Origin of the sequence: Polynucleobacter sp. AP-Kaivos-20-H2 (assembly GCF_018882215.1) — a bacterium.
Taxonomy (GTDB): domain Bacteria; phylum Pseudomonadota; class Gammaproteobacteria; order Burkholderiales; family Burkholderiaceae; genus Polynucleobacter.
In genome coordinates this window covers 196,125-212,626 of sequence record NZ_JACVOX010000002.1, presented here as the reverse complement: position 1 = coordinate 212,626, position 16,502 = coordinate 196,125, and the positions used below count along the sequence as shown (strand labels likewise).

Below are 16,502 nucleotides of genomic sequence, written 5' to 3'. Positions count from 1 at the left end.
AAAATAACTGATGGCTCATTACAACCTGTCAACACCAGTTACTGAAGAAGATATCCGCAAACTTCGTATTAACGATACCGTGACCTTACAAAGCACATTATTTGGCATCCGTGATGCGACACAGATTCAGATGTTTGATTATGATCGTAAGACGCGTTTTGATTTAAACGGTCATGCAGTGATTCATACAGCACCCAATGTTCGTAAAGTGCCAGTGAGCGCCGAGTTTCCTGCAGGTTACGAGCCTATCTGCATTGGTACTACGACCTCAGATCGTATGGAGAGATTTACACGTCCACTCATGACTCAAAATGGTGTGCGGATGGTCGTGGGTAAGGGTGGTTTGCGCGAGGGTTCTGCTAAAGCTTTTCAGGAGTTGGGCGGCGTTTACCTAGCAATTATTGGTGGCACAGCAGCTTTAGAGACTACTTGGATAGATCAAATCGAAGATGTCGATATGGATGACCTTAATCCAGAGTCGCTTTGGCGCTTCAAGATAAAAGATTTTGGCCCTTTATTGGTTGCTATGGATAGTCATGGCGGCAGCATTTATGAAGAAGTTCAGGGTGATGTGGCGCGGAAAAAAGACGCAGTACTTAAAAGTCTTGGAGTAATTTTATGAGTCCTATTCCAACAATAGAGACCGATATTTTGATCCTAGGATCTGGGGGCGCCGGTCTCTTTGCGGCTTTACATGCGCATCAAGAAAACCCCAATCTAGATATCACTATCGCTGTTAAAGGACTGCTAGGTAAGAGTGGATGCACACGCATGGTTCAAGGTGGTTATAACGTGGCCTTAGCGGAGGGAGATTCTGTTGAGCGCCATTTTATGGATACGATTGAGGGTGGTAAATGGCTTTCTGATCAGGATCTAGCATGGACACTAGTAAGCAAAGCAGTTGAGCGTATTCATGAGTTAGAAAATGAGTTAGGTTGCTTTTTTGATCGCAACCCTGACGGCACAGTTCATCAAAAAGCATTTGCTGGACAAACGTTTGACCGGACTGTGCATAAGGGTGACTTAACAGGTATCGAGATTATCAATCGCCTAGCTGAACAAGTATGGGCCAGAGGTATTAATCGACTTGAAGAGCATCGCGCTATTGAATTAATTCATAGTGAAGATGGCAATTCTCTTGCTGGCGTCTTAATGTTAAATATGCAGACAGGAGGCTTTGTATTATTGCGCACTAAGGCTGTCTTACTTGCTACTGGCGGTGGTCCAACAATGTACAAATATCACACACCTTCGGGAGATAAGAGTTGTGATGGTTTAGCAATGGCATTGCGAGCTGGCCTCACTTTACGTGATATGGAGATGGTGCAGTTCCATCCTACGGGTTTATTGGCTGGACCAGGCACTCGTATGACAGGCACAGTCATAGAGGAAGGCTTGCGTGGAGCTGGCGGATATTTGCTCAATGGCAATCAAGAGCGCTTTATGGGTAACTATGATCCACGCAATGAACGCGCCACAAGAGATATTGTTTCTAGAGCTATTAATTCAGAGATCCGTGCTGGGCGCGCAACACCTAATGGTGGTGTTTATATACAGATGAGTCATTTAGGTCCTGAGATCGTCCGCAAATTATTTAAGGGTATGGTCGAGCGTTGTGCTGATAGCGGCTTTGATTTAACCAATGATTTAGTGGAGGTCGTGCCAACTGCCCATTACATGATGGGGGGGCTAATCTTTAAAAAAGACTGCAGCACTGATTTGCCCGGGCTATTTGCGGCTGGAGAAGATACTGGCGGTGTGCATGGCGCTAATCGATTAGGCGGTAATGGCGTGGCCAACTCAACAGTATTTGGAGGTATTGCAGGAGAGTCGATGGCCCGCTGGGTCGCTTCACAGCAGCTAAGAGAGTGCAATATGGATGAGATTATGTTGAGTATTCATCAGCATGAAGCACCATTACAAAAACCACCTGGCGATATTGAGTTAATTCGGGATGCTCTTGCGGAATGCATGTGGGATGATGTAGGCATCTCAAGAACTAGAGAGAGTTTATGGCGCGCACGCCAAACTCTGAAACTGCTAGCATCTCAATTAAATCAAATGGGTGTGGGCAATATTCAGCGTGAATACAGTAATACCTGGCAAGATTGGATGAACTTACAAAATCTCATCTTGGTCAGTCAATCAGTAACAGAAGCTGCTATTGCAAGAGAAAATTCAAGGGGAGCTCACTATCGTGAAGATTTCCCAGATCCAGGGTCACTTGAAGACTCTTATTACACGGCTGTTAATTTTAATCACCAAGAGTTAGTTATTAAAAATATTCCTGTGAAATTTACGATGGTTAAGCCTGGGCAAACAATTTTGGTTGAGGCTTAATTATTTTTGATTTGATTGAGCCTGGCCAGTTTATATTGGCAACCCTCATTATTTTTGGCGCATATTTTATTTTCGGTATTTCAGGATTTGGCTCATCTATTATTTCAGTTCCCTTACTAGTACAGATGTACCCTCTGAAATCAGTTGTGCCAATGATGGTCATCATTGATTTATTCGCTTCGCTATATGTCGGTAAAAAATCTTCTAAGGATGCTAATCTAAAAGAGCTGAAATGGCTATTTCCATTTACTTTGCTAGGGATGGTCTTGGGAATTTTTTTATTGGTAAGTGCGCCTAGTGAGCCATTATTAATTGCACTAGGCTGTTTCGCTTTAATCAATGGTGCTCGAGTACTATGGCAGAGAAACTCAGAGATACGCGACCCTATTGATAAGTGGTGGGCTGCGCCATTTGGATTTTTTGGAGGTGTTTTTACTGCATTATTTTCTACTGGTGGCGCTATTTATGCATCATATCTTGGACTACGTATTAGGGATCCCAAGATCGTGCGGGCAACTATGGCGTTTGCAGTATTCATACTGACCTTTTTGCGTCTCACTTTAATGCTTTTTACGGGCTTGATTTTGAGCTGGCCAGTAATTGGATTGGCGATCTGCCTAATTCCCGCAACCTTTCTTGGAATTTGGACTGGAACCCGCATCCATTCTAAATTAAGCAATAGAGCAATGCGGATAGCTTATGGGTCTATTTTGTTTTTTTCAGGAATTACTTTATTAGTACACCAGTTAGTCTAAAGGGATTTGTTTGGGCTAAGTTATAAAGTTCAGGACACCCAAAAAGAGTGCCCTTCAAGAATATTTATTGGGCTTGAATATTGCGAGCTTTAATGACCTTTTCCCAGCTTGCAGATTCATTTTTAATTTGAGTATCTAGTTCCTTAGGTGCATTGACAATTGCTGTCAGGCCATTAATTTCTAGGCTCTTGCGCATTGCTTCCGATTCCAGTGCCTTTTGAGTAGCGATATAAATTTTCTCCACAATAGCTTTTGGAGTGCCTGCTGGCGCAGCCAATGCATACCAACCAACATTAACAAATCCTGGAATGGCCGCTTCCGCAACAGTTGGAACGTCCGGTAATTGCGCAACTCTTTTGCTACTAGTAATCGCGAGAGCTTTGATTTTTCCAGCTTTTGCAAAGCCAGCTGCTGCCGGAAGGTTGCCAACCATAAAGTCAATTTGCCCAGAAATCAAATCATTAATGGCTGGAGCCTCACCTTTATAAGGTATGTGAGTAGCAGCGATTCCAGCTGCGTAAGTGAAATTTTCTCCTGCCATGTGTACCTGGCTACCAATACCCGCGGAGCCAAAAGTAAGTTCTTTCGCTTTTGCTAAAGAGATTAGCTCTTTTAGGTTATTTACAGGCAGGTTTGGGCTAACCGATACAAGCATTGGACCACCAGCTACTGCAGTAATGTAAGTAAGGTCAGTAGCGTAATTTAAAGGAAGCTTTTTATACAGGTATGGGTTTACCGTCATCATGCTTCCTGATGCAAGTAATAGGGTGTAACCGTTAGGAGGCGCATTCGCAACAACTTCGGCGCCAATATTACCTCCAGCACCACCTTTATTTTCGACGATGACATTTTGACCCAGAATGTTCGTCATTTGTTGCGCAAAAATTCTTCCAAGAATATCGGTGGTACCACCAGCAGCAAAAGGAACAATGAGTTTGACGGGTTTATCCGGCCAACTCTGAGCCTGTGAAAGTGAAGGGGAGGTGATCAATATTACTGTTCCCAGGCTAATAAGTGAACGTCTTAAGGCGGTAATAAATTCTTTCCTAAACATCTTGCTCTCCCAGGTTGATTAATTTTTATCTTATTTCTACTGATATTTAATAGGCAATATTTATAAGTAATAGTCCTGCCTACTTCTAAAAAAACGTATGTTGGCTTGCAAGTGATTTAAATCATCTATATGATATGGATATGTCCAATATTTTGATCTCTGAATTCATTACTAGTCAAGCCTTGGATACCCTACGTTCTAAGCATGATGTCACTTATGAACCAGAGATGTATAAGGATCGCACAGCTTTAATTGCTGCAATGCAAAATGTTGAGGCACTAATTGTTCGTAACTTAACTCAGGTTAATGAAGAAGTGTTGATTGCTTCAACAAATTTAAAGGTTGTTGGCCGCTTGGGCGTAGGTCTTGAAAATATCGAGTTACCAGCTTGTGCTAAACGCAATATCAAAGTCATACCTGCAACGGGAGCTAATGCTGAGTCAGTAGCTGAATATGTTGTCGGGGCAGCAGTTGCATTAACACGTGGATTTATTCCTGCAACAATGGCTACTCTCAAAGGGATCTGGCCGCGCCCCCGTTTTTCTGGCTATCATGAGTTTTTAGGTCAGACATTAGGTATCGTTGGCTTTGGCAGCATTGGAAGGGTAGTGGCTAAAAAAGCGCATGCATTCGGCCTGCAATGCGTTGCTTACGATCCGATGTTATCTGGTGACTCTTTAGCACTTGAGGGCTTTTCAGTTCCATTGCTCAAATTAAATGACTTGCTTGCCAGAAGTGATTCGGTTTCTTTGCATCTTCCCTATTTACCTGAAACCAAGAATTTATTTGATGGGGTCATGCTAGACCTAATGAAAGAGGGTGCTTGCCTCATTAATACTGCTCGTGGTGGCATAGTTGATGAGTTGGCGCTTGTCGAGCGATTGCGCTCAGGAAAAATTGGCGGCGCTGCAATTGACGTATTTTCTACAGAGCCCGCAAAGGATTTAAGTCATTTTTCAGGGATTGAAAATCTCATTTTGACACCACATATTGCGGGCATCACGCATGAAAGTAATGATCGTGTTAGTCAAATGATTGCCGTTGAAGTCAATCGGTATTTAGGGGTTTAAATTGAACTTATCCTACGAAAAGATGGTTCAGTTGGCGATGGCCGGTTTGAAAGCTTCCGGCATCGGCGATAAGGCTGCTTTTGAAACGGCCCAATTTTTAGCGCTTGCTGAATTAGATGGTTTAGCTTCACACGGATTAGCTCGAGTTTCTCAATATGCAGGTCATGCAAAAAATGGCCGGGTTGAGCTGGTTCCTAAAATTAAAGTTCGTCCGTTTAAGACCTCCGCAGCCTTAGTTGATGCCTGTGATGGATTGGCTTTTCCGGCTCTTCGTTTTGCAACAGATTTATCAGTCAATCTTGCCTCTAAGAATGGGATTGGTCTCGTAGCAGTAACTAATAGTCATCACTTTGGTGTTGCCGGTCATTTTGCTGAAGCTGCTGCACGTGCGGGCTATATCTCTCTATTGTTTGGTAATACTCCAGCTGCAATGCCCATGGTTGGTGGTAGCAAAGCCATCTTTGGTACTAACCCTTTAGCTGCAGCATTTCCAATCGCCAAGCATGACCCCTTAGTAATTGATATGTCTTTATCAGCAGTTGCACGTGGCAAATTATTGGTTGCTGCAAAAAAAGGAGAATCTATTCCTGAGGGTTGGGCATTAACAGCAGATGGAAAGCCAACAACAAATCCACAAGAGGGATTAAAAGGTTTGATGGTTCCATTGGGCGGCGATAAGGGTGCATTGCTAGCATTGATTATTGAATTGTTAGTAGTGGGCTTGTCTGGTAGCAGGTTCTCATATGAGGCCGACTCATTTTTTGACGCCAAGGGGAATCGTCCACGTATTGGTCAGTTGTTGTTAACGATCGATCCAGGTCTTGCAGGTAGTCAAGTTTTTGCAAATAAAATGCAAGCTTTTTTAAAAGTATTAGCGGCGGATACGGGCACTCGCTTGCCGGGGCAGCGACGCTTTAAGCAAAGAGCCGCAGGATTTAAAGAGGGTGTAAATATTTCTGATGTGGTTTTAGAAGAAATTCAGACTGGCATTCGTCAGTCATGGAATAGATAGTGTTCAAACAAGATTAATAAGGAGAAAGAAATGATTCATTTTGTCGTGCATGAACCAGGAGACGTCGTTGGCGTTGTGGTGGTGGAGGGTGTGAAAGCCGGAACAGATTTAATTGGCTGGGTAATGGATGGTGATAGTACTGTCAATATCAAGTCTGAAAGTGATATTCCGATTGGGCACAAGATTGCATTGCAGGACATGAAGACTGGCGACACCATTATTAAGTATGGTGTTGATATTGGTAAGGTAGTTGTACCCATCAAAAAGGGCGAGCATACCCATGTTCAAAATGTCAAAACTAAGCGTTGGTAATTGATACCCGCATTCATTAAGATATTAAGAGAGATAGAAATGATTAATTTAAAAAAAGCAACTTTTATGGGCTATCACCGTGAAAATGGCCGCATGGGTATTCGTAACCATGTTGTAATTCTGCCCTTAGATGATTTATCGAATGCTGCATGTGAAGCAGTTGCAAATAATATTAAAGGTACGATTGCCATTCCGCATCCTTATGGCCGCCTTCAGTTTGGCGCAGACTTAGAGCTACACTTTAGAACTTTGATTGGTGCAGGTTGCAATCCAAACGTAGCTGGAGTGGTAGTGATTGGTATTGAACCGCAATGGACAAAGATTGTGGTTGATGGGATTAAAGCTTCTGGTAAGCCAGTTGAGGGTTTCTGGATTGAAGGAAATGGCGATACAGCAACTATTGCAAGCGCTAGTAAAGCTGCTTACTCCATGATGAAACATGCATCTAAGCAACAAAGAGTTTCTGCTCCACTATCAGAGCTCTGGGTTTCAACAAAGTGTGGTGAGTCTGACACTACTTCTGGTTGCGCATCGAACCCAACGGTAGGTAATGCATTTGATAAGCTTTACGAGATCGGTTCTACATTAGTCTTTGGTGAAACAACCGAATTAACTGGTGGAGAGCACCTAGTTGAAGCGCGATGCCGTACACCAGAAATTAAGCAGAAATTCCGTCAAATGTTCGATCGCTATCAAGATGTAGTAGAGAAGAATAAAACTAGCGATTTATCAGATTCTCAACCTACCAAAGGTAATATTGCTGGTGGTCTCACAACTATCGAAGAGAAAGCCCTCGGTAATATCCAGAAAATTGGTAAAAAATGTATTGTAGATGGTGTTCTCGACAAAGCTGAGACCCCAGCAATTCCAGGCTTACATTTTATGGATTCTTCATCTGCTGCTGCCGAGATGGTTACGCTTTGTGCAGCCGCTGGTTTTGCAGCACATTTCTTCCCAACTGGGCAAGGCAATGTGATTGGCAACCCAATTCTTCCAGTGATTAAACTTTGTGCTAATCCAAAAACAGTGCGGACGATGTCTGAACATATTGATGTAGATGTTTCTGGCATTTTGCGTCGTGAAGAGACCTTGGATTCTGCAGGCGAGAAGCTGCTCGACGCTCTTTTGAGAACTGCAAATGGCGAGTTAACAGCAGCGGAAATTTTGGGTCACCGTGAGTTTGTGATGACTCGTCTATACGAATCTGCTTAAGTCTAAGAGTATGAAGTCCCTGACCGCTTATCAAGAAGTGAAGCAAAAGATCACTGAAGATCTGGTCAGGGGGCGTTATCCGATGGGGCAGGCATTGCCTGCTGAAAAGGATTTAGCCCAAGAATTGGATGTATCTATAGGAACCCTGCGTAAAGCGGTAGATGAATTAGTTGCGGAAGGAATTGTTGTCCGACGTCAAGGCAGGGGAACCTATGTTGCTGAACATGATGCCAAACGCCTACTGTATTATTTTTTCCATGTAGTGCGTTGGGATGCTGATAAAAAAACATATCCTCGTGTAGAAACGGCCTCTTTTGGAACATCACAAGCAAGTAAGGAAGAATCTTTTAAGTTGAGTATTAAAGAGGGTGCCTCTATTTGGCGAATTGTTACTTGCCTTTACTTAGAGGATGAATGTGTAATGATTGATCACATTACCCTAGATAAAAAACGATTCAAAAACTTAACACGCAATGATTTTGATAAGCGCGAAGGAAGTATTTATCAGCTATATCAAAAGCGTTATGGTCAGTCAGTAGTTAAAACGCATGAAAGATTACGGGCTGGATTGGCAGGTAGACAAATGTCGACTTGGTTAAAGTTAAAGCCAGAGTCTCCTGTCCTCCATATACGAAGAGTGGCTCTAGACATACAAGATGAACCTATTGAATGGCGCATTTCTACGCTAAACACTTCTCATCATGAATACTTTAATGAATTAGTTACCTAGCCTTTGTATTTTTTAATTCTTTAGCCCAATCAGCAAGGTTTTCACTAATATTCTCTATTTCATGATTCCAACTTAAGCGGTTTGGAAAGAATGGCCTTAATTCCTCTCCAATCCCACACCCCCATAATTGAAGATAAGGTTGCTGTTCACACCAAGCAATAGCTTGCAGAAGATGGTTCTTCAGAAATTCTTCGCCATTCGCCTCAATCGTGGCTCGATCCATTGGGCAGCCATCAGAAAAAAGAATTAGTGTTTTATTGATTTGCTGATTGGTGCTGCTCTTTTTTAACCGCTCTGTTGCCCAGATGAGAGCCTCACCATCAACACTCTCAGCATATATTTCAGGGTGCAACAGCGCAGCTATGCCTGCACGAGCTCTCCGCCAGCTTGTATCAAAGTCTTTAAAAATCCAATGTGCTCGCTCATTGAGGCGACCAGGGTTGGGGGGTTGACCATTTTTACGCCACTCTTTAAAAGGTCTGCCTCCTTGCCAGGTACTTGTGCTGTATCCAAGGATCTCGGTTTGAATCCCAGCATGCTCCAAAATTCTAGAAAGTGAATCAACACACACAGCAATTTTGACCCGCTGTTCTTTCATAGATCCTGAGCAATCAACTAAGAGGGTAATTCGGCTATTTACCTTACTGTTGGGTGTAACTTGTTTATAGAGTGCTGGTTGAAGTGGTGAGGTAGCGACACGCGTGAGGTAGCGGCGATCAAGAATTGTTTCAGTTTCTGTGGTTTGCCAGCGGTTTGGTAAGTTGCTTGAGAATAATTGCTGATAAATGCGAATGAGTTTTGCCCAGGGAATATTCTGCTTAGCGATTTCAGTATTCAACTGGTCTTGATAAATAGCCAACTGCCCCGATCTAATTTTTTTCTTAGCTTCAACTTCAGTATCGTAGCTTGAGTTATAGATAGTATATTTTTCAAGCGATTTCTTAAGTAAAGATCGCTTCTCGCTCGAAGATATTGCCGGACTCTTAAAGTCGGTGGCAACTTTACCTACATGCGGTGGAACCCATTCAATTTTTAAATGGGTAGCAGCTTGATTTTTACGCTTAGTACGAATACTGGGATTATTGCGATATTCATTAGCAATCAGTGCGGATATGAGGTTGATCACCTCATGCGAAGTTTGCGCATACACCTCTTGATTATTACGATTTGCCTTGAGCTTCACTAGAAGTGGCCCCATGCTTTCTGCTATTCCGGCTCTGGTGGCTTCAACAATATCTTGCATTAACTGCGGAATCGGCTGACTATTTAACTTCATCCAGACTGTTGAGAAAATGGTGATCAACAATAGGCCAATACTGCCCTCCGTACCACCACTAGCAATAAATTGCTGCATCCAGGCAATAAACTGAGTCTGAATATTTTGCTGACTGCCTTTGAGTTCATCTGGACAGTTACTTTCAACACGGATTTGTTCCAAAACTTCAAATATCAGCGATTCAATCATGCCATGAGGGGTTAGAGATGCATGTAAGTTCGCATTTGAATGGCGGAGACGTAAAGCTATGCCATCAAGTACTCCACGTGGATAAGCCCAAGAGGCTTTTAAATTCTCAAGGCTGAGATGCGGGGCAATCGAATCGAGTGGCGTAGATTGATGGAAGAGTTGCCAATCTCGAATCTGCACGCTAACTTCCCCAGACAATGAACGAATCATCGCACCATATTGCTGCTGCTGTTCGAAGTCTTGGTGAGTTTGGGTTTGCAAGGTGAGTCTAATCGCGCCTAAAGTTATTTCGTATTTAAATCAAGCTCGCTAGCGAAGCAGCGTTGGTAGTATTCAGCTACCAATGCTTTTTCTTCGGATTCACATTTGTTTAAAAATGCGAGAGCAAATGCAATCTGCAAGTCCTTAAAAATGCGCCAATTTTCTCCCCAGGTAATGAGGGTTCTTGTTGACATTAAAGTAGAGATATCTCCGGCCGCAAAGCCACTTCTAGTCAGGTTTGCAAGGCTAATCATCGCCTTTGCTTGTGCATCTGAAAGCTCGGGCACTTTTGCCATCAAAATCTTTTGCTCTTCGCTTGGTTCAAGATAGTTCAGAGCCGCGACGATATCCCATCGATCCATTTGGCCGTGGTTCAGTAATTGTGTGCCTTGATATAACCCATTCCAATTTCCTAGGCCTACTGTGTTGCTAGTAGCAAAGATTCGAAAGAAGGGATTAGGATTGATCACTCTATTTTGATCGAGCAGGGTAAGGCGACCCTCGCGCTCCAACATTCTCTGAATAACAAACATGACATCTGGCTGACCAGCATCGTATTCGTCTAGGATAAGTGCAATAGGGCGTTGCAGACTCCAAGGTATGAGACCTTCTTGAAAGCGGGTAATTTGCTTTCCGTCTTCTAGGCCAATAACATCTTTGCCAATGAGATCCATCCGAGTAATTTGGCCATCTAGGTTGATGCGTAAGCAGGGCCAATTTAAACGGGCTGCAACTTGCTCAATATGAGTGGATTTGCCAGTGCCGTGCATGCCTTGAATCATCACTCTGCGATTAAAGGCAAATCCAGCCAGAATGGCTAAGGTCGCCTCAGGATTCAGTTGATAGCTCGGGTCAATAGCCGGAACAAGTTCGCTGGCCTTATTAAAGGCGGGGATTTGAAAATATGCAAAGCCCTGGCACTCTGGAAAGGCTGAGTGCAAAGAAACCACCTTTTCAGGCTGTAAACCCATTAAATCGATTGAAGAGGTGCTTTCAGCCATTTCCTTGCCCTTAAAAGTCTTAATATGTTGTCAAATATATTCCAGATTGGGGTTTATATGCTTGACTTTCCTAAAAATACGCTATTATTATGCATATTGTAGAACAAAATGTTCCGTTTAATTGAATACCTAGGAGAGCTTTATGTCTAAGTCTGGCACTAATTTACCTACTGGCCCACAAAAAATGACCCCTTCCGAAGCTTTTGTGGAGACCATGGTCGCCAACAAGGTGAAGGATATTTTTGGAATCATGGGCTCTGCCTTTATGGATGCAATGGATATTTTTGCTCCGGCAGGAATTCGCTTGATTCCAGTGGTGCATGAACAGGGTGCTGCACACATGGCCGATGGCTATGCTCGCGTTAGCGGAAGTCACGGCGTAGTAATCGGACAAAATGGTCCCGGCATTAGTAACTGCGTAACTGCAATTGCAGCGGCATATTGGGCGCATAGTCCTGTGGTGATCATTACTCCTGAAACAGGAACCATGGGTATGGGCTTAGGTGGTTTCCAAGAAGCTAACCAATTGCCAATGTTTGAAGAATTCACAAAGTATCAAGGTCACGTTAATAATCCAAAGCGTATGGCTGAATTTACTGGCCGTTGTTTTGATCGCGCATTGTCTGAAATGGGTCCAACCCAACTCAATATTCCACGTGATTATTTTTATGGCGAGATTGAGGTAGAAATTCCACAGCCTAATCGCCTTGATCGCGGACCTGGCGGCGAAAAGAGCTTAGATGAAGCTGCAGAACTCTTGGCTAATGCAAAATTCCCAGTGATTATTTCTGGCGGTGGCGTAGTAATGGGCGATGCGGTTGAAGAGTGTAAGGCTTTTGCCGAACGCTTAGGTGCCCCAGTAGTCAATAGTTACCTACATAACGATTCATTCCCTGCAAGCCATCCTTTATGGTGTGGCCCTCTGGGATATCAAGGCTCCAAGGCTGCAATGAAGTTGATGGCGCAGGCAGACGTAGTCGTTGCTCTTGGATCACGCCTTGGACCTTTTGGAACATTGCCACAACACGGTATGGATTACTGGCCAAAAAATGCCAAGATCATTCAGATCGATGCGGATAATAAGATGCTCGGCTTAGTGAAGAAAATTTCAGTAGGCATTTGTGGTGATGCTAAGGCTGCTGCTGTAGCATTAACTAAACGTTTAGAAGGTAAGAAGTTAGTCTGTGATGCCACTAAAGTAGAGCGTGCTAAAACGATTGCCGCAGAAAAAGCGGCATGGGAAAAAGAGTTAGATGAGTGGACTCATGAAAAAGACGCATTCAGTCTTGACATGATTGAAGAGCAGAAAAAAGAAGTCACTCCAACTGGTGGTCATTACTTGCACCCACGTCAAGTTTTGCGTGAGCTTGAAAAGGCTATGCCTGCTGATGTAATGGTGTCTACTGATATTGGCAATATCAACTCCGTTGCTAATAGCTATCTCCGCTTTGAAAAGCCACGTAGCTTCTTTGCCCCAATGAGTTTTGGTAATTGCGGCTATGCACTACCAACTATTATTGGAGCTAAGGCAGCCGCCCCTGATCGTCCGGCGGTTGCTTATGCTGGTGATGGCGCTTGGGCAATGAGCATGGTTGAGATTCTGACTGCAGTTCGTCACGACATTCCGGTTACAGCGATTGTGTTCCATAATCGTCAGTGGGGTGCCGAGAAAAAGAACCAAGTGGACTTCTATAACCGCCGCTTTGTAGCTGGCGAGTTAGAGAGTCCAAGCTTTGCTGGTATTGCGCAATCCATGGGCGCTGAGGGAATCGTCGTTGACCAGCTTGATCAAGTTGGCCCAGTCCTCAAGAAAGCAATTGATATGCAGATGAAGGAAGGAAAGACCTGTGTAATCGAGATCATGTGTACTCGTGAACTTGGTGATCCATTCCGCCGTGATGCTTTATCTAAGCCAGTACGTTTCCTGGATAAATATAAAGATTACGTATAAGTCACTATGAGCATGAAGAAAAGGTCCGGTTCAACTGGACTTTTTCTTTTGTACTAGACTAATCCCATTCGCACTTTGCTGAGGTCTGTTTATATGAATAGCCTGGTAATAAAAAGTTTTAAATATTTCTTAATTTGCTTTGGCTTGATTTTGCTTTCAAGCAATGTGATGGCAGATGTCTATCCGAGCAAGCCTATCAGGCTAATCGTTCCTTTTCCGCCTGGAGGGCCTACTGATATTGTTGCTAGACCGTTAGCAGTGCTCCTGGGTGATCGCCTTAAAGAGCAAATCATTATTGAGAATAAGGGCGGTGCTGGTGGCTCGATTGGCGCCGATCTCGTTGCTAAGTCAGCACCAGATGGCTATACCTTGTTTATGGGTACCGTAGGAACGAATGCAATTAATGGCAGTTTGTATAAACAGCTGCCATACGACATGATTAGAGATTTCACGCCAATTGCTTTGGTTGCCTCCGCGCCTGTTGTCATTGTGGTTAATTCAAGCGATCGCATTAAAACGCTTGCTGAGTTAATTTCTGAAGCTCGTTCAAAGCCCGATACCATTGCATATGGAACTGCTGGAAATGGAACCCCAGGACATTTAACTGCTGCCTTATTTGAATCCACCACTCAGATCAAGCTAAAGCATATTCCCTATAAGGGGAGTGCGCCCGCAGTAACAGATCTTATTGGTAATCAGATACCATTAGTCTTTGATCCGATTCAATCCGTATTGCCGCACATCACCTCTGGAAAACTGCGTGCTTTAGCTGTAACTAGTAAGACTCGTTCACCTTTATTGCCTAACGTACCAACGGTTGCAGAGTTGGGGTACCCCCAGTTTGAGTCAACTGCTTGGTGGGCTTTATTTGGTCCAGCGAAATTACCAGATGCAATCACCAAAAAATTAAGAGTCGATACAGAGAGGGTGGCCCAATCGGCTGCGTTCAAAGAGCGCTTGGGTAACTTGGGTGTTCAGCCAAATACAGACTTCAAAGAGAGTTTGGCTAATTTCCAGACTAGTGAGATTGCGAAATGGGCCAGGGTTGTTAGAGATTCTGGTGCCACTATTGATTGATGGTAGACCAATGAGGATTGAGAAGAGAACAAGATGAAGCTAAATCAAGAAGAAAAGGCCATGCTTGCCGGTGAATTTGGTCCAGTAAGACAAACAGCTATCGCACATCAAATTAAAGTAGGTGAGTTCTTTGGCGCTAAAGATTTAGTACCTGTATCCCAAGCGCACATCATGGCTGATACCGAGAGTTTGGGTGAAGCTGGTGTTGAATGGTTAGAAAGCCTAGCTAAGAATTCGATTGAGGATCGATCGGTTCGCATTCCAACGATTACTGATCCAAGAGGTACTGACTTCAGCAAAGCAAAGCAATTAGGTCAAACTGAAAAAATGCTTGAGCTTGAAAGACGCGCTATTGATGCCTTTGTAAAAATGGGCGTGTCTATGACGGACACTTGCATTAATTACCAAACTATTATGGCGCCCGTATTTGGAGAACATTTAGCATTTGGTGACACCGGAGTGGTTATTTATTCCAATAGCGTCTGTGGTGCCAGATCAAATTTTGAAGGAGGCCCTTCTGCATTGGCAGCAGGTTTGACCGGCAGAACCCCTCGCTATGGTTATCACCTCGATGAACACCGTAAGCCTACGCATTGCTTTAAAACTTCATGGACACCTCAAACGCTCAATGAGTGGGGTGCTTTAGGAGGTTTGATTGGCAAAAAATCAGGGAATTATTGGTCAGTTCCTATTTTGGAAGGGATCGAAGGTCATCCAGGCTCTGATGCTATGAAACACTTTGGTGCAGCAATGGCGAGTTTTGGATCTACTGCGCTATTTCACATATTGGGTGTTACGCCTGAAGCTCTTCGCGCTCGAGATTTGGAGTATTTACATCTTCCAGGGGTTCCCATTACCAAAGAAGAGGTAATGGGATTGCAAAATTCTTATCGTATTGCGGAAGAAATTGATGTGGTGGTATTTTCTGCGCCGCAGTTAAGTCTCATGGAGATGAAGAGTATTGCAGAGCTATGTAAAGGCAAGAAATTCATTAAGCCTTTGCTGGCTATGACTAGCCCGCAAGTAAAACCAGACTCTGATCGCATGGGATATACCGACATGATTGAAACCGCTGGCGGCACGGTATTTTCTGGAATGTGTTTTTACCAATCTTATGCGAGAGAGATTGCGGAGACTAATGGGTGGAAGGTATTGGCAACCAATAGTGCAAAAATTGTGAATATTTTGGGCGGCTATGGTTATACGCCGATGCTGGCCTCCATGGAGGACTGTGTGCAAGCTGCTGTAACGGGGAGATTAAAGTGAGTGGAAAAATTTATAAGGCTAAACATGCCCAAGGCGAGAGTATCGAAGGCGAATGTCTGAGTGCATCCGATGGATTTTCAGCCCGCTATGATTTGGATCGCATAAAAGGCGTTTTCTCACGGCCGGCGCATAAGCTTTTTGGCCAATCTTATAAAGATAAGATTTTGGTTCTAGATGCCGCTAAAGGCGGGGTAGCAAGCGCATGGATGCTCTATGAGATGAAATCGAGAAATCTTTGTCCATCTGCCATTATTTTTAATGCAGCCAATCCAATCTTGGCACAAGGCGCTGCTCATGCTGGTATTCCGATGTTGAGTGGCTTCGATTGCGATATTACTAAGGCAATTACAAGTGGTGCTAAATTGCGCATCGATACTAAAAATCAAACAGTGGAAGTGCTCTAGTAATTACTTAAAAAATAGAGTGGTACTCAGATAAGCTCGGTCGAATACGACCGGGCTTATTTTTTTGGACGGTACCAATCGTAATGAAGCAAATCGGTTCCTCATCCTTTGTGAGTTGGAATAACTCTCGGATACGACCACTTTGCAAAGCTCTGCCGCTAGATAGTCCAGAGCCAAAGCCAAAGGCATAAGCACTCAGAAGAATATTTTGGATGGCGCATCCAAGGGAAACTAGCTTCTCTTGTTTACTAATATCGTCATTTGCATCTCGGTAGTTGGCAATGGCCAGTAGCAGTAGTGGGCCACGGGATGCTTTGTCACGCGCCTCTTGTTGTTGTATCGAGGTAGCGTTCTGATCGCGATCTAGCAGGCACTGGTGGAATACTTCTCCTAGGGCGGCGCGACTACTTTCCTGGATCTCGATGAAGCGCCATGGAACCATTCTGCCGTGATCAGGGGCGGCATTGGCTGCCAAGAGAATGGTTTCTTTCTCTGCGGGGCTTGGGCCTGGATCGCCCAATCTTTTGGGCGATATATGGGTTCTGCCATGAATCAGTTGTTCGGCAAATTGATCCATATGCATCAGGCGTAC

General features: G+C 43.8%; 16 protein-coding genes. 12 read left to right on the top strand and 4 right to left on the bottom strand.

Features of this window, described 5'->3' with window-relative positions; translation table 11 throughout:
- Positions 1-10 precede the first annotated feature (10 nt).
- From ICE89_RS05440 to ICE89_RS05430, 3 genes are read left to right on the top strand one after another with little or no spacing between them, the layout of a single operon-like run.
- Complete coding sequence (locus tag ICE89_RS05440; RefSeq protein WP_216265150.1) at positions 11-622, top strand: fumarate hydratase C-terminal domain-containing protein; 612 nt, start codon at positions 11-13, stop codon at positions 620-622.
- Positions 619-2,340 (top strand): L-aspartate oxidase, encoded by a 1,722-nt coding sequence (locus ICE89_RS05435; protein ID WP_216265149.1) that lies wholly within the window; start codon positions 619-621, stop codon positions 2,338-2,340. The genes ICE89_RS05440 and ICE89_RS05435 overlap by 4 nt, the downstream gene beginning before the upstream one ends.
- 11 nt (positions 2,341-2,351) lie before the next feature.
- A complete protein-coding gene (locus tag ICE89_RS05430) occupies positions 2,352-3,095 on the top strand; it encodes a sulfite exporter TauE/SafE family protein (protein ID WP_216265148.1) in 744 nt (247 codons plus the stop codon).
- A 64-nt stretch (positions 3,096-3,159) separates the two neighbouring features.
- Here ICE89_RS05430 and ICE89_RS05425 read toward each other — a convergent pair whose 3' ends face one another.
- On the bottom strand, positions 3,160-4,149 hold the full coding sequence (locus ICE89_RS05425; RefSeq protein WP_216265147.1) for a tripartite tricarboxylate transporter substrate binding protein: 990 nt from the start codon (positions 4,147-4,149) through the stop codon (positions 3,160-3,162).
- A 140-nt stretch (positions 4,150-4,289) separates the two neighbouring features.
- Between ICE89_RS05425 and ICE89_RS05420 the strand changes: the two genes are divergently transcribed.
- The 5 genes from ICE89_RS05420 to ICE89_RS05400 are packed head-to-tail and all read left to right on the top strand — an operon-like array spanning position 4,290 to position 8,485.
- Positions 4,290-5,219 carry a hydroxyacid dehydrogenase gene (locus ICE89_RS05420; RefSeq protein WP_216265146.1) on the top strand — a complete coding sequence of 310 codons (930 nt, stop codon included), beginning with the start codon at positions 4,290-4,292 and terminating at the stop codon, positions 5,217-5,219.
- 1 nt (position 5,220) lies between these two features.
- The gene (locus tag ICE89_RS05415; protein WP_255558716.1) at positions 5,221-6,231 is read left to right on the top strand and encodes an Ldh family oxidoreductase; all 1,011 of its coding nucleotides are present in this window, start codon (positions 5,221-5,223) and stop codon (positions 6,229-6,231) included.
- Between the two features lie 30 nt (positions 6,232-6,261).
- Positions 6,262-6,543, top strand: a complete 282-nt coding sequence (locus ICE89_RS05410; protein ID WP_216265145.1) for an SAF domain-containing protein — start codon at positions 6,262-6,264, stop codon at positions 6,541-6,543.
- Between the two features lie 39 nt (positions 6,544-6,582).
- On the top strand, positions 6,583-7,755 hold the full coding sequence (locus ICE89_RS05405) for a UxaA family hydrolase (protein WP_216861960.1): 1,173 nt from the start codon (positions 6,583-6,585) through the stop codon (positions 7,753-7,755).
- Between the two features lie 10 nt (positions 7,756-7,765).
- On the top strand, positions 7,766-8,485 hold the full coding sequence (locus ICE89_RS05400) for a GntR family transcriptional regulator (protein ID WP_216265144.1): 720 nt from the start codon (positions 7,766-7,768) through the stop codon (positions 8,483-8,485).
- On the opposite strand, the gene ICE89_RS05395 is transcribed toward ICE89_RS05400, so the two are convergent.
- A complete protein-coding gene (locus tag ICE89_RS05395; RefSeq protein WP_216265143.1) occupies positions 8,478-10,211 on the bottom strand; it encodes a hypothetical protein in 1,734 nt (577 codons plus the stop codon). The genes ICE89_RS05400 and ICE89_RS05395 overlap by 8 nt on opposite strands.
- 23 nt (positions 10,212-10,234) lie before the next feature.
- A complete protein-coding gene (locus ICE89_RS05390) occupies positions 10,235-11,212 on the bottom strand; it encodes an AAA family ATPase (protein ID WP_255558715.1) in 978 nt (325 codons plus the stop codon).
- A 142-nt stretch (positions 11,213-11,354) separates the two neighbouring features.
- On the opposite strand from ICE89_RS05390, the gene xsc reads away from it, so the two are divergent.
- From xsc to ICE89_RS05370, 4 genes are all read left to right on the top strand, one after another.
- Positions 11,355-13,163: a sulfoacetaldehyde acetyltransferase gene (xsc, locus tag ICE89_RS05385; protein WP_216265142.1), complete on the top strand. Its 1,809-nt coding sequence runs from the start codon at positions 11,355-11,357 to the stop codon at positions 13,161-13,163.
- A gap of 93 nt (positions 13,164-13,256) precedes the next feature.
- On the top strand, positions 13,257-14,240 hold the full coding sequence (locus tag ICE89_RS05380; RefSeq protein WP_216263529.1) for a tripartite tricarboxylate transporter substrate binding protein: 984 nt from the start codon (positions 13,257-13,259) through the stop codon (positions 14,238-14,240).
- Positions 14,241-14,273: 33 nt separating this feature from the next.
- Positions 14,274-15,506, top strand: coding sequence for an aconitase X catalytic domain-containing protein (locus ICE89_RS05375; protein WP_216265141.1), 1,233 nt, complete (start codon positions 14,274-14,276; stop codon positions 15,504-15,506).
- Positions 15,503-15,910, top strand: coding sequence for an aconitase X swivel domain-containing protein (locus ICE89_RS05370; protein WP_370625336.1), 408 nt, complete (start codon positions 15,503-15,505; stop codon positions 15,908-15,910). The genes ICE89_RS05375 and ICE89_RS05370 overlap by 4 nt, the downstream gene beginning before the upstream one ends.
- A 7-nt stretch (positions 15,911-15,917) precedes the next feature.
- Here the strand turns inward: ICE89_RS05370 and ICE89_RS05365 are convergent, their stop codons facing one another.
- Complete coding sequence (locus ICE89_RS05365; RefSeq protein ID WP_255558714.1) at positions 15,918-16,493, bottom strand: nitroreductase; 576 nt, start codon at positions 16,491-16,493, stop codon at positions 15,918-15,920.
- Positions 16,494-16,502 lie beyond the last annotated feature (9 nt).

Coding starts and splice junctions, on each gene's coding strand:
- ICE89_RS05410 (WP_216265145.1), top strand. CDS start 6,262: ATGATTCATTTTGTCGTGCATGAACCAGGAGACGTCGTTGGCGTTGTG.
- ICE89_RS05435 (WP_216265149.1), top strand. CDS start 619: ATGAGTCCTATTCCAACAATAGAGACCGATATTTTGATCCTAGGATCT.
- ICE89_RS05400 (WP_216265144.1), top strand. CDS start 7,766: ATGAAGTCCCTGACCGCTTATCAAGAAGTGAAGCAAAAGATCACTGAA.
- xsc (WP_216265142.1), top strand. CDS start 11,355: ATGTCTAAGTCTGGCACTAATTTACCTACTGGCCCACAAAAAATGACC.
- ICE89_RS05380 (WP_216263529.1), top strand. CDS start 13,257: ATGAATAGCCTGGTAATAAAAAGTTTTAAATATTTCTTAATTTGCTTT.
- ICE89_RS05365 (WP_255558714.1), bottom strand. CDS start 16,493: ATGCATATGGATCAATTTGCCGAACAACTGATTCATGGCAGAACCCAT.
- ICE89_RS05405 (WP_216861960.1), top strand. CDS start 6,583: ATGATTAATTTAAAAAAAGCAACTTTTATGGGCTATCACCGTGAAAAT.
- ICE89_RS05440 (WP_216265150.1), top strand. CDS start 11: ATGGCTCATTACAACCTGTCAACACCAGTTACTGAAGAAGATATCCGC.
- ICE89_RS05390 (WP_255558715.1), bottom strand. CDS start 11,212: ATGGCTGAAAGCACCTCTTCAATCGATTTAATGGGTTTACAGCCTGAA.
- ICE89_RS05425 (WP_216265147.1), bottom strand. CDS start 4,149: ATGTTTAGGAAAGAATTTATTACCGCCTTAAGACGTTCACTTATTAGC.
- ICE89_RS05420 (WP_216265146.1), top strand. CDS start 4,290: ATGTCCAATATTTTGATCTCTGAATTCATTACTAGTCAAGCCTTGGAT.
- ICE89_RS05375 (WP_216265141.1), top strand. CDS start 14,274: ATGAAGCTAAATCAAGAAGAAAAGGCCATGCTTGCCGGTGAATTTGGT.